We start from the raw sequence: 19,461 nt of genomic DNA, 5'->3' as shown, positions 1-19,461 counted from the left end.
CGTGCCACGCCGGTGCTCGGCACTGACCGTATTTGCCCAATCCCAAAGCGGTGTCCCACAGGTATTCCTTTCATCGGACGAGCGGTGCGAGGTAGGTCGTGGCGTACCGAGCGACGGCGTCGTCGTCGGTGACATCGAGGACATCTGTGCTGACCTGCACTAGGGAGGCCGCCAGCCGGATGTGCACCTCGGCAACGGCGAGAAGCTCGTCGTCGGACATCGTCGCCCCGGCCGCCCGCAACGCTTTCGCCATCGCTGTCGCGGCGCTTACGAGGAACAGCCGCGCCTCCTCGACCATCTCGGTGGTCGCGGTGAACTCGCCGTCGAGTTGCAGGAAGCGGCGCATCACCGGCTCGCCGGTCAGCAGCCGCACCCCTTCACGGAACGCCGCGACCGCGGCCTGTTGCGGACCCGAGTCGATGGCGACGGTCTGCAGACGCGCCATCGCGAACTCGAACGTCTGGCGCCCCAACTCGGTGATCAACGCGTCGCGGCTGGGGAACCTCCGGTACAGAGTGCTGCGGCTGACGCCCGCCTGCCGGGCGATGACGTCCATGCTCAGTCGGCCGACACCGACCAGCGACACCTCCTCGGCGGCAGCCTTCAGGATCGCCGACTCCTGCTCGCCGGGGCTGTCGGTGTTGCGGATCCGTCGCATGCCGTCAGCCCGCCGGGCAGCGGCCGGGTGGCGGCGCGAACGAGTCCAGTGCAACGGAGCGGTGCAGCCGGACCAGCTTCTCGTACTCGATACGGTTGCGGGCCAACGGAATAAGCAGCAGCTTGCCGGGCAGCGTGCGCCACGCCAGTTGCAGAACCCGGGAGTAGAGCGCGAATTCGCGGTCGTGCCGGGACTCCCACCGGAATCCCGTCATCTCACGAATGCCCGGATGCAGGATCCCGAACGAACACACGGTGAGCACTCGTCCGGCCAAGGGACGGACTGCCAGCCACCCGGGAGTGAGCGCCAGCCGGAGGATCGGCGGCAGCATCAGCGTCGGCAGCGGAAGCTTCGTGAGGTTCTCGGTGACGGTGCGCAGGAACGGATTCGACGCGAGCTCGGAATCCACCATGTCGTCGTAGTAGACAACCGCCGCGGCGTAGGTGGCCGGCAGGGCGGCGCTCTTGCCGGGCAGCTCCAACGAGCGGAAGCCTTCGAGGAGCTGCTGGTAGGCGACTTCACGCTCGTCGTCGTTGAGGACGATGCCGGTGCACGGCGTGAACGAGTTCAGGACGACGAACAGACCGCTGACCGCGATCCAGTTCCACAGCCGCGGGTCCAGGGCGCTGTACCGCACATCCGCGAAGTCACCGGTACCACGCCCACGGACGTCACGGTGCATCGTCTTGAGGCGCTCCCCCTCCGCCGCCCTGTCGGAGGCATCGCCCCAGATCGCCAGCAGGGCTGAAAACCCGCTGCGCACACCGCGATCGGCGAAGTTCGACGCGAACCTGCCGGTCTTGTCGACGGCGGCCGCCACCGGAACCAGCGCGACCTCGTCGAACGCAGCCGCACCGAACAAGCCGCTGAGCACGCTGCCGGAGTGTTTACGGAATTCGTGGATGACCTTGGGCCGCACATTGTCAGAGACAGGCTGCGGGGATTCCCCGGCGATCGCGACCATGGCGCCTCCCGACGTTGTCGTTGACACAAAGACTAGCTTCTTGTGTCAACATGTCAACGCCTGTCACGCGCCGGCACAGACCCCCGAGTCCTTGATCACGCCGCCGTAGACATTCGCGGTCGCGATGTTGGCGTTGATCTGCCCGGCGGGCAACCGTCGCTTGATCTTGTCGCTGATCTGGGTGAACTGGTACCAGAGCCGGTAGAACGAATCACCGTGGAACAGTGGCGAATACTCGCTCTGATCCGGATAGTTGATGATGAACAGCGTGTGCGCGCGAGGGTCCAGGAATGCCGCGGACTGATCGAGATTCGCGGCGACGGTGTCACCAGTTACCGTCATACCGGACAGCGACCAGTCGTCGTGGTGGTCGGCCAGGTAATTCTGAAATCCGTAGACCTGGTTCATCAGTTGGTCGTACTGCGCGTTGAGCCACTGGCAGGATTCCCGCTCGGCCGTGATCTGTTCCGGCGTGACGCGGTTCTGCCACAGGTTGTACGGGAAGACCGTGTAGTTGGGCGCCCAATTCGACGGGTACGGCACGAACACCGGAAGCGTCGGGGTGGCCGGTTGCGCATCTGCCACGGGCGCGGCGGCGAGGGTCAACGCCGCGAGTGCGACCACGGCGCACCGGCGAAACATGGCTACGCTCCCCCGAATTCGGGACGCAGCACCGGCGCCAGCGCACTGAGCGGGATGTGGGCCTGCACGGCGCCGCCGTCCATCGACCACTGCATGATGCCCGGCGTGAAGTTCGTCGGAGAATCGCGCCCGACGGGATAGTCCGGCATGTAGATCACCAGCTCGTCGCCGGAGAGCGCCCACGCCTTGTATCCGCCGGAGTACACCTTGTCGGGAGTCCAGCGGTCGGCGACGAACGGATAGCTGCCCGGCTGGTGCGGCGGTGGCGCGGCATCCAGAGCCGAGACGATGAACGGGTGCGCCAGGGGCGGAATGGCTGTCAAATCGGAGCCGGGCTTCAGCAGGTCGATCAGCTGAAGCCTTCTGCCGCTTGCCATGTCGAAGGTGAATGTGCGGTAGGCGTTGTTGAAGTCGGGCCCGTCCGCGTGATAGGTCTCCCGATACACGAGGCTCACGACAGGCCCTCGCCGGAAGATCTGGTAGTTGCCCTCGCCGAAGCTGTCGGCGACCATTTTCACGCCCGCGGTCTTCCAGTTGACGAAGAGCGTGCGCAGGTAGTCGCGCGACGCGGGGCCGGCCACCGGGTCGTCCACCAACTCGGCAGGAATCGCCATCTTGATGTCGCGGACCGCGTTGCGTTCCGACGGCACGGTGGTGTGGCAGTACTGCCCGTTCCAGGCGCCGCCGAGCTCGTCGCAGAACGACGCCGCCGACGCCGATGCGGGCGCAGCGGTGAGAAGCCCGCCTACAAGGGCCACGGCTGCGACCGCCGGTGTGTACTTCATGGCCGCCAGATCACGGGAGCTCGACTTTGCTTGCACGCCAACGACCGTCGACGTACTCCATCGTCATCTTGACCCTGCTGCGGTCGATTCGGGGATCGGGGACCGCGGTGTTGGACACCGACTGGTCGACGAACAGCAGGACCACCACCCTGTCCTTGGACGCCGACTGGATCGCCGAGTCGACGACGATGCCGTGCGCCGAGGCCTTGTTGTCGATGAGCAACTGGCGCAGCTGCATGCTCGACTCCGAGTACATGTCCTTGAACTCACCCGTCGCACCGTCGAGCACCTGATTGAAGTTCTCGTCGACCTTCGCGGAATCGATGCTCGTCAGGATCTGCGCGTACTGCACCGCGGCGGCCTGCGCCTCCTGACCGGCGCGCGCCACCTGGCGCTCCTGCCAGAGCTGCCAGCCGAGGAATCCCGACGTCGCAAGCCCGCCGATGATCAGCAGCGCCGCCAGAATCGCCACGATGCGCGGACGCCGCCGCCGCGACTCGGTTTCAGGCTCGGGATCGGCCTCCGCGCCGGTGGTCTCGGCTTCTGTAGCTTCCTCGGTTGCCGGCTTCTCGTCGTCGACGTCGGCTTTCTCGTCATCGAGGTCTCGGTCGCTCATGACAGACATTTCAGCTCCTCTCGGCTGCGTTGTCGAGATCGGTCATCGTGGTGGCTCGATGGGCAGCGTCGGGCCGCCGTACGGAGTCGGGATGGTGTAGCGGCCCTGCGGCGTCGGATCGGTGGTGCGCCCGAGATCGGCGCCGGGCGGCGGTCCTGCCGTGTCGTCGCCGGCCGGTCGGGGCGCGTTCTTCGCTCCGCGCACAAGAACTCCCGGATGGTCGTCGCGGCAGTAGGTGTACATGGATGGTTCCGGGTAGTCCGCGGACGACGGTGGTAGGCGCGGTGTGCCGTAATCGCAGGAATAGCGCGGATAGATGTCGCCGGTCGCCCACAGACCCTTGTCGTGCATGATGCTGCCGATCGCGTCGAGCACCGACGTGCGGTACGTCGGGAACAAGGCGTTCAGCGCGGGCACCCGCAGATACAGCAGCTGCGACGTCGTCGTCAGGCTGCCGAGCAACTGCACCATGGTTTCGGAGTTGTCGGCGAACAGGTTGTCGACAGAGGTCAAGGTGCCCGGCGCCTGCTCGGTGAGACGCCGGAAGCCTTCCTGCATTCTGCTGACACCCTCGAATGTCTGGTCGAGGTTCTCCGACGCAACCTCGATGCCGGCATTCTTGTCGGCGGCCAGCGTCAGGACGACCCGGCTGGTACGCAACGTGCTCGACGTCTCCGGCAGCACCGAATCCAGCGTCGTCAGAAGGAAAGTGCCACCGTCGATGATGTCGGCGAGCTTCTGCGGTCCCGCCTCGCTCATGCTCAGCTCCCGCTTGATGAGCTCCAGTTTGGCGGGGTCGACCTGTGCAAGGGCACCGTCGGCGTTGGCGAGCAGATCGGCCAGGCTGACCGGGACCGTGGTGCTGTCCTGCGCGACGACGCTGCCGTCGCCGAGATAGGGGCCGTCTTCGTTCTCGGCGACGAAGTCGAGGTACTGCTCGCCCGCGGGCGAAAGGCCGGACACCCGAACCGCACTGGCCGTCGGCACCGCCACCTTCGAGTCCACGGAGACGACCGCGTTGACCCCTGCCGGTGTGATGTCCAGCCGCTCGACGCGACCGATCGGGACGCCGCGCATCGTGACGTTCTGATTTGGCAGCAGGCCGGCCGACTCCGGCAGTTCCACGGTCACCCGGTAACTCGACGCCAGCGGATTGACCTGCAGCGCACCCAGAAACAGATATGCCGACGCCACGACCAAGGTCAGCAGCAGCGCCGCCGTGGACAGCCAGGCTTTCCTGCGGTGGCCCGCGCGGACCACCCTGACGACGCCATTGGCGAGCGGGCGGATCATCGCGGCGCCTCCGCAGGCAGCGGCGCGGCGGGCAGCGGCAGGATCACGCCGGGCTCGGTCGGGCTCGGGATCACCGGAACCTGAGGCACGCCAGGCCCTTTACCGACGATCCGCTCCTGCAGGCGGTACAGCGTGTACTGCAGCGAGCCGACCAACTGGTGCCAGTTGTACCGTTTGGGCCCGTGCAGGCCGGGGTCTCCGGTGAACCCGATGTCGGGGATGGACCCGAGGACCAGTCGATCGATGCTGGCCCGGACCGCGATCGCGTTGCTCGTCGTCGCCTTCACGAACGGGGGCATCAAACGGTTGAGGGCGTAGAGCGTCGCGTCGGGCGCCAACACGACATCGTTCCACGCCCCGGCGACCGTGTTCGCGTCGGCGATCACACTGCGACCGCTGGTGTCGTTGCCGGCAACGGACGGGAACTTGCGCAGTTGCTCGGCCGTGTCGCCGAGTTGCACAACCAGATCGGCGATTTCGTTGGTGTGGGCGGCCAGAGTGTTGGTCGCCGGACCGGCGGCGTCCATGACCTCACCGAGGGCTTCGTTCTTGGCTTCCAATTGCGCAGCCAGGCGCGACGTCTCCGACATCGCTGCCGAGATCTCCTCGGAACGGTTGTTCAACGTACCGAGCGTGTGATTGGTCTTGCGGATCAGCGCCCCGAAGGCCTGCCCCTGATCGCCGGTCGCCTTGCCGAGGCCGTTGACGATGTTGGTGAAGTTACGGACCGCCCCGCCGTTGACGAGGATTGCCGCCGAGCTCAGCACCGACTCGACAGTGGCTGCCGCCGTGGTGGATTCGATTCCGATGGTGTCGCCCTCACGCAGCAGTGGCGTGCCAGCTGCCACATCGGGTGGGGGTTTGATGGCGACGAACACGTCGCCCAGCGGGGTCGCCGAGCGTAGTTCGGCGGTGCTTCCCTTCGGCAGCTGCACCCCGTCCCTGATGCGCAGAGTCGTGACGGCGGTGTAGTTGCGCGCCCGCATCGACTCCATCTCTCCGACGTCGGCACCCGCCAGTTTCACCTTCGCCATCGCGGGCAGGTTCAGCGCGTTCGAGAACACGGCCGTCACCGTGTATCCGCCCGAGCCACCGCTCGGCGCCGGCAGTGGCAGACTGGCCAATCCCTCGGTGGCACAGGAGGAGACGGTCAGACACGTCACCGCGAGGGCCAGCACACGTTTCGGCCGATTCATTTCTGCCCCATCGCCGCAAGACCGTCCAGCACGTAGCTGAGACCGAAGTCGGGCCCGAAATCTTGCAGAGTGCCTGTGCTACATCCCAATTGCCGCAGACCCATCATGTTGCACATCTCTTTGACCGTCTGCGTGTCGAACAGCACCTTGTCCGTGAGGACGTGGACACGCACCGAACCGTTCGTCCGGTCGATGGCGTTGTAGATGTTGTCCAGTGTCATCGGCGCCAGGTCGAGGAACTCGGCGAGATCACGTTGATGGTCCACCGTCGTGGTCACCGCCGTGTTGCCGTTCTTGACGATCTCCTTGATCGCGTCGCGATGGGTGTCGAGTACCTCACCGAGTTGGTTGATCACATCGTTGAGCTTGCGACCGGTCGACCCCGATCCGAAGTTCTCGTCCGCCAGTATCTGGCTGAGTTGACGTATGGTGGAGCCGAATTCACGCAGGGTCGCATCGTTGTCGGCAGCGGCCTGGAACAGTGTGCTGACGTTGCGGATGATCGTGGTCAGCTGGTCGCGGGTCACCTCACCGCGGTCCGAACTGAGTCGCAGTGCCTCGGACAACTCACCGAGAGCATCCTTCATCGCCTGGCCGTTGCCGTCGGCGATGGCGGCGCTCGCGTCGACGACGCTGCCGATGGGGCCGTGACCCTTGCCGTCACCCCGCAGCGATGTCGACAACTTGTCCAGAACGTCGAGGACGCGGGCGAACTCGACGGGCGTGCGGGTGCGGTTGAGACCGATCGTCGCGTGATTCTCCAGAGTCGGCCCGCCCGCATACGGCGGCGTCAGCTCGATCTGCCGGTCGGTCAGAATCGAGTTCGAGATCGTGACAGCCATGGCATCGGCCGGCACAGCCACGTCACCGTCGACCGAGAACTCGACCTCGACATAGCCACCCTTGGGGGTGATCTTGGTGACCTCACCGACCGGCATGCCGAGGACGGCGACGGTGTTTCCCTCGTAAAGTCCTGCAGCACTGTCGAACTGTGCGGTCACCGAGATCCTGTCCAGACGATCGCCGAAGAAGGACCAACCGATCGCGGCGGCGGCCACGACGACCGCAAGCCCGGCGACTGCGAGCGCGACCAGCTTTGATCTCGTGCCCATCACTTGCAGTCCTTCAGGTACTCGATCATCCCGAACTGTTTGGCGCGCCCACTGATCGCGCACATCCATGAATCGACCAGCAGGCCGTTGGCCGCATTGAAGTCGACCGCGTTACCCGAGCCCGTCGCGTTGGCGAGGTTGCGCAGAGCGATCGGACCCGATTGCAGTGTGCTGCGCAGCAGGTCGTCATGCTGACCCAGCATGTCCGAGAGCTCACGAACGGTCGCCAGAAGCGCCTCCAGTTCGGGGCGATCGCCGACCACGAAGTCGTTCAGCGTCTCGACCAGGCTGGTGATCGCGGAGAGCATCGCGTGGAACGAGGCTCTCCGTACGACGAACTCCCCCACCAGATCGTTGCCCTGCCGGACCATGCTGGCGATGTTGGACTGCTGACGCTTGAGCGTGGTGCTGACGATGTCGGTGGTTTCGAGCAGTGAACCGAGCTGATCGCGGCGCGCGGCGACGATGGTGGACAGCGTGTGCGTGTTCTCCAGCGCCTGCGGCACGATCTCGGGTAAGCCCTTCAGCTCCTCGCCGAGAATCGAGAGGGTCTGCGCGAACTTGTCGGAGTCGACCTGCTCGTAGGTGGTCGTGACGTCGGTCAGCGCCTCCTGCAGGTCGTACGGCACCTCCGTGTGGCTGAGGTCGAATCCGTTCTCCGGCAACTCCCCTGGGCCCTCGGGTTCCAGCGCCAGGTAGCGCGAACCCAGGATCGTCGTGACCTTGATGACGGCCCGAGAGTTCTCGCCGAGCGCGACGTCGTTGCGGACGGTGAACTCGGCGGTGACGTGATCGCCCGCGAGCTCCATGCCGGTCACCTCACCGACGGGAATCCCGGCCACTGTCACCGGATTACCGGCCTTGAGCGCCGCAGCTTGCAGGAATTGGGCACTCACCTTGCGATAGCCGACGTCGGCTGCCTTGAACACGAGCATCGCGCCGATCAGCACAGAGACGGCGGCGATCGCGATGAACCCCAGCCAGGCCCTGTTGTAGCCCTTCAGCCGAAGGGGCGTTTTGCTAGCCATTGGCCATGTTCCTGCACTTCGGGCTGTACCGTGCGTCGTTGCCCGGGGTGGCCGCGTCGACGACGATCGGGACGACGTTGTTGAGGCCGGGGAAGAATCCGGTGGCATTCAGGTCACACGCGTAGGCGTTGGCGTAGGAACCCTCGCTGGTGATGCGCGCGAAACCCTTGAGCAGCAACGGAAGATTTGCTCCGGTGAACGCGAGCTGCGGTTCGATGTCGACCATGTGCTGAGCGAAACCTGGTTCACGCTCGACGAGTTCGTTCAGCGACGGGTACACCTCGTCGCTGATCGTCGACAGTTGGCCGACCACCCGCGACATCGACCCTGTGGAATCGATCAACTGCTGACGCTGACCGTTGAACGTCGTCACCGCCGACTGAACCTGGGTCAGCACCTGGTCGAGGCTGTCATTGTGTTTGGCCAGATTGGCCATCACCGTGTTGAGATCCGTGATGACAGTGCCGAGTTCCTCGTCTCGACCCGCCAGAGATTCGGTCAACCGCGACGTCTGGTCCACCAATCCGAAGATCGCCGACTCGTCGCCCTCCAGCGACTGGATGACGCCCTTGGTCAGGTTGTCGGCATCCCGGGGGTTGAGCAGGCTGAACAACGGCTCGTAGCCGTTGAGCAGAGTCGTCACGTCGAAGGAGGGTTCCGATCGTTCCAGGGGGATCACCGATCCCGCGGGCAACGGGCCAGGATCGCCGGTCTTGCCCAGCGACAGCCCGAGATACCGCTGACCCACGATGTTCTGGTAGGTCACCGACGCGACGGTGGTGCCGAGCACCTGCTGATCGCTCTGCACCACAAAGGAGACCTTGGCGAGGTCGCCTTCCAGTTCGATCTTCTCGACGCGGCCGACCCGCACTCCGGCCATGCGTACGTCATCGCCTTCACGGAGGCCGAACACGTCGGTGAACACGGCTCCGTACGCGACGGTCGAGCCAGCCACGTCACGACGCAGAGTCACGTACACCAGCCAGGTCAGTGTCACGGCAACGATCATGAACAGCGATAGACCTACCAGTGCGCCACGGTATTTCATCGCGGTTGCTCACTTGTCTCGCCGACTGCCGACACCGTGGTACCGCGGGCCACCGGCCCGAGCAGCAACTGGGTGGCCACCGTCGCGGGTCGCCCCGTGATCAGGCCGAGTTGGTCGAGTTCGTGGCTGCTGCCGACCGGGCCGACGTTCCCGCCGTAACTCGCCGGTGCGGCCTCGGCGGCACCGGAGCCCGGCGCGGGAACCGCCGGAGCTGGACGCGTACCCGGCACGGGGGCACCTCCGGGCTGAGGCGCCACCGGAGCCAGCGGGGACAGCGGGGACCCCGGCGGCGGCACCGGCACGAGCGCGGGATTGGCCGTTCCCGGGACCGGCGCCGACGGCGGCATCCAGTAGGGCAACGGCGGATTCGGGTCCGCCAGACTGGGATTCGGGTTCACCAACGGCGGTCCCACGGCGACCAGGTTGCCGTTGGGGCCGACAACCGTCCCCGGCGGTGGCGTCAGGTCGGGCGGCGGTTGATAGTTCTGCGGCAGCAGCACGTCGGGCAGCTCGGGCCGCGTCGGCACCAACGGCGCCGTGTAACAGCTCGGCCCCTTCAGGCCGGCGTACTGCGGGCAGTCGGCGCGCGTGTAGGAGTAGGTCGGGGTGAACGACAGGTTGACCCGCATGTTGCCGATGTCCTGCTCGTGGATCCAGACCTCGTCGAAGAACTTGCGGGACAACTCATTCAATTTGACGAACGCCGGCACCCAGTGGTGCGACGTGTCGGCCAGGTTGCCGATCACCGGCGTCATCTCGCCGGTGATCTTCACCAGCCGGTCGGTGTGGTTGTTCAGCGCGGTGTGCGCGGTGCCGACGGTGTTGATGCCGCCGTTGACGAGCGACGTGAGCGCGGCGTCCTGCTCGACCAGGGTCTGCATCGGTGCGACGGCCTGGTGCAGCGCATCGACGAGCTCAGGTGCCGTCTGCTGCAGACCCCGGGTGGCGTCGACGAGCGCGGAGACGGTGGTGGGTCCCGGTTCGGTGGCCACGATCTTGTCCAGTTCATCGACCAGACGATTCAATTGCGCACCGCTGGTGAGAAGTTCGGTGCGGCGATCCTCGGTCGCGGCGTTCACCGCGGCGAGGATGCCCACGGTGTCGTCCTCACGCCCGCGGCCCGTGGCGGCGAGGATGTCCCGCAACTTGCTGATGGTCGTCTGGAAGAGCACCGTCGGAAGCTCTGTGTCCTCCGGGATCTCGGCACCGGCCTGAATCGACGGCCCGCCGGATGCTCGGTCCACCAGCTGCACTGAGGACACCGCGAAGACGTTGCTCGGCACGACGCGCGCCGTCACCGTCGCCGGAATCGACGCCGCGTACTCGGGTTTGAGGTCGATCTGGACGAAGTTGGGATCGCCGTACTGCGCCGGCGTCACCCCGGTGACCGCGCCGACGAGGACGCCGTGGTACTTCACATCGGACCGGTCGGGAAGCCCGTCACCGACGTTGACGAGCGCGGCGACCACCCGCACGTGCGGATCCATCCGCCCGGTCGATTTCACCAGCAGCACGCCGGAGACGATCGCGATGACGGCAAGCAGGGCGATACCGGCGCCGAGCAGCTGCCGGTCCGACGGCCCACGCCCGTCCACCTCAAAGGAATTCGCCATCTAGCCACCGAACCTTGCGCCGGCGTCGACGGACCACAGCGCCATCGTCAGCAGCATGTTGACCATGATCACGACGGTGATGCTGGCCCGCATCGCGTGCCCGGCCGCGACACCGACGCCGACGGGACCGCCGCTGGCGTAGAAACCGTAGTAGCACTGGATCGTCGAGGCGATCCACACGAAGATGATCGTCTTGAGCACCGAATACAGAATGTCCTGGCCGGACAGCATCAGCGTGAAGTAGTGCAGGTACGAACCCGTCGACCCGCCGCTGATGGTCTGCACGACGATCTGGGTCGTCAGGTAGCTGACCGCCAGACACACGACGTAGAGCGGGATGACGGCGATCACGGACGCCATCAAGCGCGTCGTCACCAGATACGGAATCGGCCTGATGCCAAGCGATTCCAGCGCGTCGATCTCCTCGGCGATGCGCATCGACCCCAGTTGCGCCGTGAATCGGCAACCGGCCTGCGTCGCGAACGCCAGGGACGCGGCGATCGGCGCCAGCTCGCGCGTGTTCACCAGCGACGAGATGATGCCGGTCGCCGGGCCCAGGCCGAGCAGGTCGAGAAAGTTGTAGCCTTCGATCCCGACGAGCGCGCCCACGGTGATGCCGAGCACGACGGCCACCCCGGCGGTGCCCCCGCCGACCACCAAAGATCCATTACCCCAGGCGATGTCGGAGAGCAGCCGGACGAACTCCGACCGGTACTGCCGCACGGCCACCGGGATCCCGAGCAGGGCACGCCCGAAGAAGACGAGCATGTGACCCAGGCGGATCACCGGATTCGTCACTCCGCGGTAGACGCGACGCGCCGACGCCAGCATGGCGGGCGAGAAGGTGGAAGCCGCCATGGCTCTACAGCCCCACTCGCGGGAACATCATGATGTAGAGCTGACTGATCGCGACGTTGACCACCATCAGCACCAGAATCGATTCGACAACCGCCGCGTTCACCGAGTTCGCGACGCCCGTCGGGCCGCCTTGTGTGGAAAGTCCCTTCTGGCAGGAGACGATCGCGACGATCGCACCGAAAACCACGGCTTTGACGAGTGCCACGATCATGTCGCCCGTCGTCGCAAAGGAGGCAAACGTGGCGACGAAGCTACCCGGCGCCCCGTTCTGAAAGTAGACGTTGAACAGGTAGCTGGCGAGGAATCCGACGAAGCAGACGACACCGGTGAGCGCGATGCCGACCATGATCGCGGCGGCGAAGCGGGGGACCACGAGACGTCTGATCACCGAGACGCCCATGACCTCCATCGCGTCGGTTTCCTCGCGCATCGTGCGTGAACCGAGGTCGGCGGTGATCGCCGATCCGACCGCGGCGGCCATCAGGATCGCGGCGGTCAGCGAGGCTGCCTGGCGGATGACGGCCAGCCCGCTGGCGGCCCCCGCCAACGATGTCGCACCGACCTGGCCCGCCAGCAGGGCGAACTGGATGGAGAGGGTCACGCCGATCGGAAGGGCGACCAGCACGGTCGGCAGCACCGCGGTTCCGGACATGAACGCGCCCTGCTTGATGAACTCCTGCCACTGGAACCGACCGGTGAACAAGTCGATGAAGAAGAACTTGATCGTTTCCAGTCCGAGGATGAACTGATCGCCGACGGTGGTGAGGGAGGCCAGGGGATGGCGCCGCACATATCCGTCGGCCCAGTCCGCCGCGGTCCGCAGCCCGTCCTCCGCGTCTGGGTGCGGCAGGTTCCTGGTCATCCGCCGATGCAGGTGTGCCGGATGCCCACTGACCCCTCCCCTTCCCGGCGGCCCGGCGCCCAGCGTTGTGCGATGCAGTCGGTCACGCTATTCCCGGTCCTCGCGAATCGTCAATAGGTCCGGGAATAGTGATTAACTTATTGACTCAGGCGCAGGGACAAATACTGTCTAAACAAGGCCCACCGAGCTGTTGCAGCGGCACCGTGTGCTCAGTATGCACATTTACTTTTTTCACATGCGCCGATTGACCGAATCCGATCTTGTTCGACGGAGACACCGCTGGTCAGCGGGTAGTCACCCTACACCGACACGAGCAAAGGCTCGCCTCCATTGGTCAATTCAGATGAGGCCGCAACCAGCGTCTCCGCAAACCCAGGAGGTGACCAACAGCAGCGGCCACAACGTCACCATCACCGCGAGCGCCACGTAGTCGGCGAACGCCGTGAACTGCGCGCTGAGCGCCCTCTCCAACCGGTCCGCGAGCTCGATGTGCAGCACCAGATAGACGAAGCCGGCGATGACGTAACCCAGGATCGCCCGCAGGATGAGCTCGACGACAGCGGCGCGCGGATCGTCCTCGTCCTCGAGGTATCGGCGCAGCCAACGCCGCAGACCGCCGGCGGCCTCCGGCTCACTCACGACGACTCCCGGCGCGGGCGCAAGTAGTTCAGTGCCATCGTCGTGACCTCGTCGATGAACTGGTCACGGTCGATCGCCGGCTGATCGAGGATGTAGCGGACGCAGAGGTGCTCGACCATCCGCACCAACATCCACGCCGCGGTGTCCAGCGTGACATCGTGCCGGACCCGGCGGCTGTTGATGGTCAGATACGCCACCGTGAGTTCACCGATCCGGCGCTCGAAGGCGAACAACTTGCTCCCCGACCCCAGTCGGGGCGTCTGCTCCACCACCGCCCGCAGAAACTTCGGGTGCACATCGAGCGCGTCGATCAGCGCGGCGATCGACTCGCGCACATAGTCGGGCGCGGGTTGATCCAGCCGCTCCGAGACTCTCGTTGCGACCCGATCGGCCAGTTGATCGCTGTAGCGATCGATGACCGCCTCCGCGACCGCGTCCTTGTTCGGAAAGTACTGATACAGCGAACCGGGACTGATGCCGGCCGCCGCAGCGATACGGTTCGTCGACGCACCGTCGTAGCCGTGGGCGATCAGCATCTCCTGGCCGGCGTCGAGGATCCGGTCGACCATGGCGCGCGACCGTTCCTGGCGCGGTGCCCGGCGAAGACGCGGCGACGCTTCGCGACTCATACGTCCGTGCGACGAATGCGAATGATCGCTCGTGTCCCCATCGGGCCATCGTGACACACGAAGAACCGACCGGATCCCGAGTCCAAAAGTTTTTCCAAGCCCGTGTCGATTCGGGGTCTTGCCGTTCGACGCGATGGTGAGGGCACGATCAAGAGGCCCCTTCCCCACCGATAGAAGGAGACACGAAATGACCCGCTACATGTTGATCCTGCGTTCCACCCCCGAAGCCGAGAAGGCGATGGAGAACGTCGACTTCGAGGACGTCATCGCCGATATGGGCCGCTACAACGAGCAGCTCATCAAGGCCGGCGTGCTGCTGGCCGGCGAGGGCCTGGCCGGCCCGGAGGAGGGCTTCGTCGTCAACTTCGACACCGACACCCCCGTCGTCACGGACGGCCCGTACACCGAGGCCAAAGAACTTTTCAACGGGTTCTGGATGATCGGGGTGTCCTCGATCGAGGAGGCCAAGCAGTGGGCGCTGAAGTGCCCGCTCGGTCTCGGCGCCCGCCTGGAGGTGCGCCGCGTCACCGAGAGCGAGGAGTTCCCCCAGGACAACGAATGGGTCCAGAAGGAGATCCAGTGGAAGAAGGACGGCGTCTGGAAGTAGCGACTTCGGCGTGCTGGGTCACGCTCAACGCGACCCAGCACGCCGAAATCGCGAGACCCTACTGACTCGAATTGGAACACGTTCTAGTCTGTGTTCATGAGCCAGGTCGATCTGCTGCGTTACCCCCTGCACTCCGGACACCTCACCGTCGGCGCGCTCAAGCGCCACAAGGACCGTCCCGTCCTCTTCCTCGGGGACACCACACTCACCGGCGGCGAGCTCGCCGACCGCATCAGCCAGTACATTCAGGCGTTCGAGGCGCTCGGCGCGGGCACCGGAAGCGCGTCGGGGCTGCTGTCACTGAACCGGCCGGAAGTGCTGATGATCATCGGCGCCAGCCAGACCCAGGGCTTCCGCCGCACGGCACTACACCCTCTCGGTTCGCTCGACGACCACGCGTACGTGCTGTCCGACGCCGAGGTGACGTCGCTGATCATCGACCCCAACCCGATGTTCGTCGAGCGGGCGCTGGGCCTGCTGGAGAAGGTGCCGTCGCTCAAGCAGATCCTGACGATCGGCCCGGTCCCCTCCGAACTCGCCGATGTTGCCGTCGACCTGAGCGCGGAGGCGGCCAAGTACCCGGCCAAGCCGCTCGTCGCCGCCGACCTGGCGCCCGACAACATCGGCGGCCTCACCTACACCGGCGGCACCACCGGCAAGCCCAAGGGCGTCATGGGTACTACGCAGTCGATCACGACGATGACGACGGTGCAGCTGGCCGAGTGGGAGTGGCCCGAGAACCCGCGGTTCCTGATGTGCACGCCGCTGTCGCACGCGGGCGCGGCGTTCTTCACACCCGTCATCGTCAAAGGCGGCGAGCTGGTCGTGCTGACGAAGTTCGATCCGGCCGAGGTGCTGCGGATCATCGAGGAGCAGAAGATCACCGCGACGATGCTCGTGCCGTCGATGATCTACGCGCTGATGGACCACCCCGATTCGCACACCCGCGACCTGTCGTCGCTGGAGACCGTCTACTACGGGGCCTCCGCGATGAACCCGGTGCGCCTGGCGGAGGCGATCCGCCGGTTCGGGCCGATCTTCGCGCAGTACTACGGGCAGTCCGAAGCGCCGATGGTCATCACCTACCTGTCGAAGAAGGACCACGACGAGAAGCGGCTGACGTCGTGTGGACGGCCGACGCTGTTCGCGCGGGTGGCGCTGCTGGGCGAGGACGGCAAGCCCGTCCCGCAGGGCGAGGTGGGTGAGATCTGCGTGTCGGGTCCGCTGCTGTCGGGCGGCTACTGGAATCTGCCCGACGCGACGGCCGAGACGTTCCGCGACGGCTGGATGCACACCGGCGACCTGGCCCGCGAAGACGAAGACGGCTTCTACTTCATCGTCGACCGCACCAAGGACATGATCGTCACCGGAGGCTTCAACGTGTTCCCGCGCGAAGTGGAAGATGTTGTGGCCGAACATCCTTCGATCGCTCAGGTGTGCGTGATCGGCACGCCCGACGAGAAGTGGGGCGAGGCGGTGACGGCCGTGGTGGTGCTGCGGCCCGACGCGGCTTCGGACGAGGCTGCCGTGGCGACCATGATCTCCGAGATTCAGGCCACGGTGAAGGAGCGCAAGGGTTCGGTGCACGTGCCCAAGCAGGTCGTCGTCGCCGACTCGGTGCCGATCACCGCGCTGGGCAAGCCGGACAAGAAGGCGGTGCGCAAGCAGTTCTGGGAAGGCGCGGGGCGTTCAGTCGGCTGAGCCGACAATCCAGCTTCAGTCGGCTGAGCCTGAGCTGTCCAGGCTCGCGAGGATCCGGTCGAGCAGTTCGCCCGCCAATCGGGCCGCCTCCTCGACGTCGCCGTCGGCGATCCGGTCCAGCAGCGCCCCGTGGTCGACCATCTTCACCGGCGAGTGGTGGGTGGTCGCGACGCTGGCGGTAACGGCTTCCATCAACCCGCGGTAGAGCTCGGTGAGGATGGGGTTGCCGGACGCACGCACGACCGCGAGATGGAACGCCGCGTCGGCGCGGGCGAACGTCTCGGTGTCGTCCGTCTCGGTTGTCCGGCGCAGCAGCTCCCGGAGCTCGGCGATGTCGTCTCGCGTGTGATGGACGGCCGCCAGACGGGCGCCTTCCACTTCCAGTGCCCGCCGCACCTGGAGGACCTCGCGCAATTCCGCGCCGCACAGTCGGCGCAGCGCGCCTGACACCTCGCTGGTGGCCCGGACATAGGTGCCGTCGCCCTGCCGGACGTCGAGCAGCCCGGCGTGCGACAACGCCCGCACGGCTTCACGCACGGTGTTGCGACCGACTCCGAGCTGTTCGACGAGGACCGTCTCGTTGGGGATGCGCTGGCCGACGGGCCATTCTCCGCTGGAGATGGCGTCCCTGAGCTGCTCGATGATCTGGTCGACCAGCCCGGTACGGCGTGCAGTGCTCAACGGCACACAGATCCCCTTTCAACCAATCATGGGATGTATGGCACTCTAGCAACGTGCACACCGATCGGCAGGACATCCTCATGGCTTCACCCGAGGACCCGCGCCGCGTGCCCGCCGTCGCCGGCGGCGCACTGCTCGCGGTCGCCGTCGTGCTGACCGCGCTGAACCTGCGCCCGGCCGTCACCAGCATCGCCACCGTGCTCGGCGACATGCGCGCCGAACTGTCCGTGTCGGCGACCTGGGCCGGGCTTGTGACCACGATGCCGGCGCTGTGTTTCGCGGGCGCGGGGTTCGCCGCGCCATGGCTGGCGGCGCGCATCGGCCTCGGCCGGACCATCTCGACGGCGATGGTCGCGCTGACAGCAGGCCTGGCGTTGCGCGTGGCAGGCGGCCCGCACCTGGTCATCGGCGCGACCCTCGTCGCGTGCGCCGGCATCGCGCTGGCCAACGTCCTCATCCCCGTCGTCATCAAGAGTTCGTTCCCGGCCCGCATCGGGCTGATGACCGGCATCTACACCGCGGCTCTGCAGGGCGGCGGTGCGCTCGGGTCGGCCGTGACGCCCGGCCTGGAGGAGCCGCTCGGGGGCTGGCGGACCGCGCTGGCGGTATGGGCCGTCGTCGCGTTCCTGGCGTTGGCGGTGTGGATCCCGGCGACGCGACGGCACCGCGCCACGTGGGCCGGGCACGCTGCGGCCCCCGGCGAGCGGCGCTCGCTGCTTCGCAACCCGCTGGCCTGGACCGTGACGGTGTTCTTCGGCAGCCAGGCCTTCATGGCCTACATCGTGATGGGTTGGCTGCCAGAGGTTTTCATCGACAACGGGGTCGACAAGGTGCACGCGGGACTGCTCGTGGGCCTCGCCTCGCTGATCGGTGTGCCGCTGTCACTGATCATCGCCCCGCTGGCCGCGAGCAAGCCGAATCAGAGCGGCTGGATCGCCGTCGTCGGCGTGTTCGGATTCGCAGGCGCCATCGGGCTGATGGTGGCGCCGGCCGCGCAACCGCTGCTGTGGAGCGTCCTCATCGGCATCGGTATGAGCGCGTTCTCGATGGCCCTGACGGTCATCGGACTTCGCGCCCGCACCGCGCCCGATACGGCCCAACTGTCCAGCATGGCGCAGGGATTCGGATATCTCATCGCGGGCACCGGTCCGTTCCTGTTCGGCCTGCTGCACGACGTCTCGCACGGATGGACCGTGCCGTGGGCGATGTTCCTCGTCGTGTATGCCGTGCAGATCGTCGCCGGCGCGATGGCTGGGCGCGCGCGCTACGTTTAGGTCGTGTCGTCCTCCGACCTGCAAGCGACCGTCGACGCGGTCTGGCGGATGGAGGCTGCGAAGATCGTCGCCACGCTGACCCGAACCGTCGGCGATGTCGGTCTCGCCGAGGACCTGGCCCAGGAAGCGCTGATCGACGCTCTGACGCAGTGGCCGTCGGCCGGTGTCCCCCGCAATCCCGGCGCGTGGCTGACCACGGTGGCCAAACGCAAGGCGATCGATCAGTGGCGGCGCCAGGACAACCTCGACGCCAAATACGCGGTGCTGGCCCGCGACCTGGAAAACCGCGTCGACGACGCGTGGGACCCCGACCGCATCGACGACGACGTGCTGCGGCTGATCTTCATGTCGGCGCACCCGACGCTGTCGAGGGAGAACCAGATCGCGCTGACGTTGCGCGTCGTCGGTGGCTTGACCACCGAGGAAATCGCCAAGGCGTTCCTGGTACCGAAAGCGACTGTCGCCCAGCGCATCGTGCGTGCCAAGAAGACGCTGACCGGCGTGCCGTTCGAGGTCCCGGACCTCTCCGACTTCCCGGCACGGCTGTCCGCGGTGCTCAGTGTCATCTATCTGGTGTTCAACGAAGGGTATTCCGCGTCTTCGGGCCAGGAGTGGATCCGCGACGAACTGTGCAGCGAGGCACTGCGTCTGGGGCGGGTGCTGGCAGCGCTGGCACCCGACGAGGCCGAGGTGCACGGGCTCGTCGCGCTGATGGAGTTCCAGTCGTCGCGTCTGCGGGCACGCACGGACCGCGACGGAAGGCCCATACTTCTCGAAGATCAGAATCGCGCCCGATGGGACCGGGCCCAGATCCAGCGCGGTGTCGCTGCCCTGCAGCGCGCGTCGGATACGTTGCAGCGCAGAGGAATCGGCTGGGGCCCGTATTCACTGCAGGCCGCCCTGGCCGAATGCCACGCCGTCGCCCCCACGGCCGACGACACCGACTGGGCCCGCATCGTCGCGCTGTACGACGCGCTGCTGCAGCTCACGCCGTCGCCCGTCGTGGAACTCAACCGTGCGATCGCCGTCGCGATGGCCGACGGACCGTCGAGTGCGCTGGCTCTCGTCGATGCGATCGAGGGCCTTGACGGTTCCCATCTGCTGCCCAGCGTCAGGGGTGAGCTGCTGTCCCGGATCGGCCGCGCCGACGAAGCGGCTGCCGAGTTCGACCGTGCCGCCGGCATGGCAGAAAACGAGCGCGAGCGAGAAGTACTGCGCGACAAAGCTGCTGCCGCGCGGCAGCTTTGACGCTCGA

Annotated in this window: 20 protein-coding genes; 4 read left to right on the top strand and 16 right to left on the bottom strand. The window is 66.3% G+C overall.

Annotated elements, in window-relative coordinates:
- Positions 1–70 precede the first annotated feature (70 nt).
- The 15 genes from P9A17_RS03175 to P9A17_RS03105 all read right to left on the bottom strand — a co-directional run bounded on the left by P9A17_RS03175 (position 71) and on the right by P9A17_RS03105 (position 13,883).
- Positions 71–658 (bottom strand): TetR/AcrR family transcriptional regulator, encoded by a 588-nt coding sequence (locus tag P9A17_RS03175; RefSeq protein WP_278037156.1) that lies wholly within the window; start codon positions 656–658, stop codon positions 71–73.
- A 4-nt stretch (positions 659–662) separates the two neighbouring features.
- Complete coding sequence (locus tag P9A17_RS03170; RefSeq protein WP_278038587.1) at positions 663–1,622, bottom strand: oxygenase MpaB family protein; 960 nt, start codon at positions 1,620–1,622, stop codon at positions 663–665.
- Positions 1,623–1,685: 63 nt separating this feature from the next.
- A complete protein-coding gene (locus P9A17_RS03165) occupies positions 1,686–2,264 on the bottom strand; it encodes a hypothetical protein (protein WP_278037155.1) in 579 nt (192 codons plus the stop codon).
- A gap of 2 nt (positions 2,265–2,266) precedes the next feature.
- Complete coding sequence (locus tag P9A17_RS03160) at positions 2,267–3,049, bottom strand: mannan-binding family protein (RefSeq protein ID WP_278037154.1); 783 nt, start codon at positions 3,047–3,049, stop codon at positions 2,267–2,269.
- 10 nt (positions 3,050–3,059) lie between these two features.
- Positions 3,060–3,674: a DUF3329 domain-containing protein gene (locus P9A17_RS03155; RefSeq protein ID WP_278037153.1), complete on the bottom strand. Its 615-nt coding sequence runs from the start codon at positions 3,672–3,674 to the stop codon at positions 3,060–3,062.
- A gap of 33 nt (positions 3,675–3,707) precedes the next feature.
- A complete protein-coding gene (locus P9A17_RS03150; protein WP_278037152.1) occupies positions 3,708–4,958 on the bottom strand; it encodes an MlaD family protein in 1,251 nt (416 codons plus the stop codon).
- Positions 4,955–6,154, bottom strand: coding sequence for an MlaD family protein (locus P9A17_RS03145; RefSeq protein ID WP_278037151.1), 1,200 nt, complete (start codon positions 6,152–6,154; stop codon positions 4,955–4,957). The genes P9A17_RS03150 and P9A17_RS03145 overlap by 4 nt, the downstream gene beginning before the upstream one ends.
- Positions 6,151–7,266 (bottom strand): MCE family protein, encoded by a 1,116-nt coding sequence (locus P9A17_RS03140; protein WP_278037150.1) that lies wholly within the window; start codon positions 7,264–7,266, stop codon positions 6,151–6,153. The genes P9A17_RS03145 and P9A17_RS03140 overlap by 4 nt, the downstream gene beginning before the upstream one ends.
- Positions 7,266–8,294, bottom strand: a complete 1,029-nt coding sequence (locus tag P9A17_RS03135; protein WP_278037149.1) for an MlaD family protein — start codon at positions 8,292–8,294, stop codon at positions 7,266–7,268. Before P9A17_RS03135 ends, P9A17_RS03140 begins: the two co-directional genes overlap by 1 nt.
- Positions 8,287–9,342 (bottom strand): MlaD family protein, encoded by a 1,056-nt coding sequence (locus tag P9A17_RS03130; protein WP_278037148.1) that lies wholly within the window; start codon positions 9,340–9,342, stop codon positions 8,287–8,289. Before P9A17_RS03130 ends, P9A17_RS03135 begins: the two co-directional genes overlap by 8 nt.
- Positions 9,339–10,955: an MCE family protein gene (locus tag P9A17_RS03125; RefSeq protein WP_278037147.1), complete on the bottom strand. Its 1,617-nt coding sequence runs from the start codon at positions 10,953–10,955 to the stop codon at positions 9,339–9,341. Before P9A17_RS03125 ends, P9A17_RS03130 begins: the two co-directional genes overlap by 4 nt.
- Positions 10,956–11,786 carry an ABC transporter permease gene (locus P9A17_RS03120; RefSeq protein WP_278038586.1) on the bottom strand — a complete coding sequence of 277 codons (831 nt, stop codon included), beginning with the start codon at positions 11,784–11,786 and terminating at the stop codon, positions 10,956–10,958.
- A 31-nt stretch (positions 11,787–11,817) separates the two neighbouring features.
- The gene (locus P9A17_RS03115) at positions 11,818–12,675 is read right to left on the bottom strand and encodes an ABC transporter permease (RefSeq protein WP_278037146.1); all 858 of its coding nucleotides are present in this window, start codon (positions 12,673–12,675) and stop codon (positions 11,818–11,820) included.
- 339 nt (positions 12,676–13,014) lie between these two features.
- A complete protein-coding gene (locus P9A17_RS03110) occupies positions 13,015–13,314 on the bottom strand; it encodes an addiction module protein (RefSeq protein WP_278037145.1) in 300 nt (99 codons plus the stop codon).
- Positions 13,311–13,883, bottom strand: a complete 573-nt coding sequence (locus tag P9A17_RS03105; RefSeq protein WP_278037144.1) for a TetR/AcrR family transcriptional regulator — start codon at positions 13,881–13,883, stop codon at positions 13,311–13,313. The genes P9A17_RS03110 and P9A17_RS03105 overlap by 4 nt, the downstream gene beginning before the upstream one ends.
- Before the next feature lie 247 nt (positions 13,884–14,130).
- Between P9A17_RS03105 and P9A17_RS03100 the strand changes: the two genes are divergently transcribed.
- Both P9A17_RS03100 and fadD8 read left to right on the top strand, forming a co-directional pair.
- Positions 14,131–14,550 carry a YciI family protein gene (locus P9A17_RS03100; protein WP_278037143.1) on the top strand — a complete coding sequence of 140 codons (420 nt, stop codon included), beginning with the start codon at positions 14,131–14,133 and terminating at the stop codon, positions 14,548–14,550.
- Positions 14,551–14,646: 96 nt separating this feature from the next.
- On the top strand, positions 14,647–16,251 hold the full coding sequence (gene fadD8, locus P9A17_RS03095; RefSeq protein ID WP_278037142.1) for a fatty-acid--CoA ligase FadD8: 1,605 nt from the start codon (positions 14,647–14,649) through the stop codon (positions 16,249–16,251).
- 15 nt (positions 16,252–16,266) lie between these two features.
- On the opposite strand, the gene P9A17_RS03090 is transcribed toward fadD8, so the two are convergent.
- A complete protein-coding gene (locus tag P9A17_RS03090) occupies positions 16,267–16,938 on the bottom strand; it encodes a FadR/GntR family transcriptional regulator (protein WP_278037141.1) in 672 nt (223 codons plus the stop codon).
- Between the two features lie 74 nt (positions 16,939–17,012).
- Here P9A17_RS03090 and P9A17_RS03085 point away from each other — a divergent pair, with 74 nt between their 5' ends.
- Both P9A17_RS03085 and P9A17_RS03080 read left to right on the top strand, forming a co-directional pair.
- Positions 17,013–18,206 (top strand): MFS transporter, encoded by a 1,194-nt coding sequence (locus tag P9A17_RS03085; RefSeq protein WP_278037140.1) that lies wholly within the window; start codon positions 17,013–17,015, stop codon positions 18,204–18,206.
- Between the two features lie 48 nt (positions 18,207–18,254).
- Complete coding sequence (locus tag P9A17_RS03080; RefSeq protein WP_278038585.1) at positions 18,255–19,454, top strand: RNA polymerase sigma factor; 1,200 nt, start codon at positions 18,255–18,257, stop codon at positions 19,452–19,454.
- Positions 19,455–19,461: the final 7 nt, after the last annotated feature.

Source organism: Mycobacterium sp. 236(2023), assembly GCF_029623955.1.
Lineage (GTDB): Bacteria > Actinomycetota > Actinomycetes > Mycobacteriales > Mycobacteriaceae > Mycobacterium.
The sequence above is the reverse complement of the archived record's forward strand: the minus strand, read 5'-3'. Positions and strand labels throughout refer to the sequence as shown.

What these genes read in the sequence shown, in the direction of transcription:
- P9A17_RS03120 (WP_278038586.1), bottom strand. Translation starts at nt 11,786, where the DNA reads ATGCTGGCGTCGGCGCGTCGCGTCTACCGCGGAGTGACGAATCCGGTG.
- P9A17_RS03175 (WP_278037156.1), bottom strand. Translation starts at nt 658, where the DNA reads ATGCGACGGATCCGCAACACCGACAGCCCCGGCGAGCAGGAGTCGGCG.
- P9A17_RS03085 (WP_278037140.1), top strand. Translation starts at nt 17,013, where the DNA reads ATGGCTTCACCCGAGGACCCGCGCCGCGTGCCCGCCGTCGCCGGCGGC.
- P9A17_RS03100 (WP_278037143.1), top strand. Translation starts at nt 14,131, where the DNA reads ATGACCCGCTACATGTTGATCCTGCGTTCCACCCCCGAAGCCGAGAAG.
- P9A17_RS03150 (WP_278037152.1), bottom strand. Translation starts at nt 4,958, where the DNA reads ATGATCCGCCCGCTCGCCAATGGCGTCGTCAGGGTGGTCCGCGCGGGC.
- P9A17_RS03080 (WP_278038585.1), top strand. Translation starts at nt 18,255, where the DNA reads ATGGAGGCTGCGAAGATCGTCGCCACGCTGACCCGAACCGTCGGCGAT.
- P9A17_RS03160 (WP_278037154.1), bottom strand. Translation starts at nt 3,049, where the DNA reads ATGAAGTACACACCGGCGGTCGCAGCCGTGGCCCTTGTAGGCGGGCTT.
- P9A17_RS03145 (WP_278037151.1), bottom strand. Translation starts at nt 6,154, where the DNA reads ATGAATCGGCCGAAACGTGTGCTGGCCCTCGCGGTGACGTGTCTGACC.
- P9A17_RS03170 (WP_278038587.1), bottom strand. Translation starts at nt 1,622, where the DNA reads ATGGTCGCGATCGCCGGGGAATCCCCGCAGCCTGTCTCTGACAATGTG.
- P9A17_RS03130 (WP_278037148.1), bottom strand. Translation starts at nt 9,342, where the DNA reads ATGAAATACCGTGGCGCACTGGTAGGTCTATCGCTGTTCATGATCGTT.
- P9A17_RS03135 (WP_278037149.1), bottom strand. Translation starts at nt 8,294, where the DNA reads ATGGCTAGCAAAACGCCCCTTCGGCTGAAGGGCTACAACAGGGCCTGG.
- P9A17_RS03125 (WP_278037147.1), bottom strand. Translation starts at nt 10,955, where the DNA reads ATGGCGAATTCCTTTGAGGTGGACGGGCGTGGGCCGTCGGACCGGCAG.
- P9A17_RS03165 (WP_278037155.1), bottom strand. Translation starts at nt 2,264, where the DNA reads ATGTTTCGCCGGTGCGCCGTGGTCGCACTCGCGGCGTTGACCCTCGCC.
- P9A17_RS03105 (WP_278037144.1), bottom strand. Translation starts at nt 13,883, where the DNA reads ATGGTCGACCGGATCCTCGACGCCGGCCAGGAGATGCTGATCGCCCAC.
- P9A17_RS03155 (WP_278037153.1), bottom strand. Translation starts at nt 3,674, where the DNA reads ATGTCTGTCATGAGCGACCGAGACCTCGATGACGAGAAAGCCGACGTC.
- P9A17_RS03140 (WP_278037150.1), bottom strand. Translation starts at nt 7,266, where the DNA reads ATGGGCACGAGATCAAAGCTGGTCGCGCTCGCAGTCGCCGGGCTTGCG.
- P9A17_RS03115 (WP_278037146.1), bottom strand. Translation starts at nt 12,675, where the DNA reads ATGACCAGGAACCTGCCGCACCCAGACGCGGAGGACGGGCTGCGGACC.
- fadD8 (WP_278037142.1), top strand. Translation starts at nt 14,647, where the DNA reads ATGAGCCAGGTCGATCTGCTGCGTTACCCCCTGCACTCCGGACACCTC.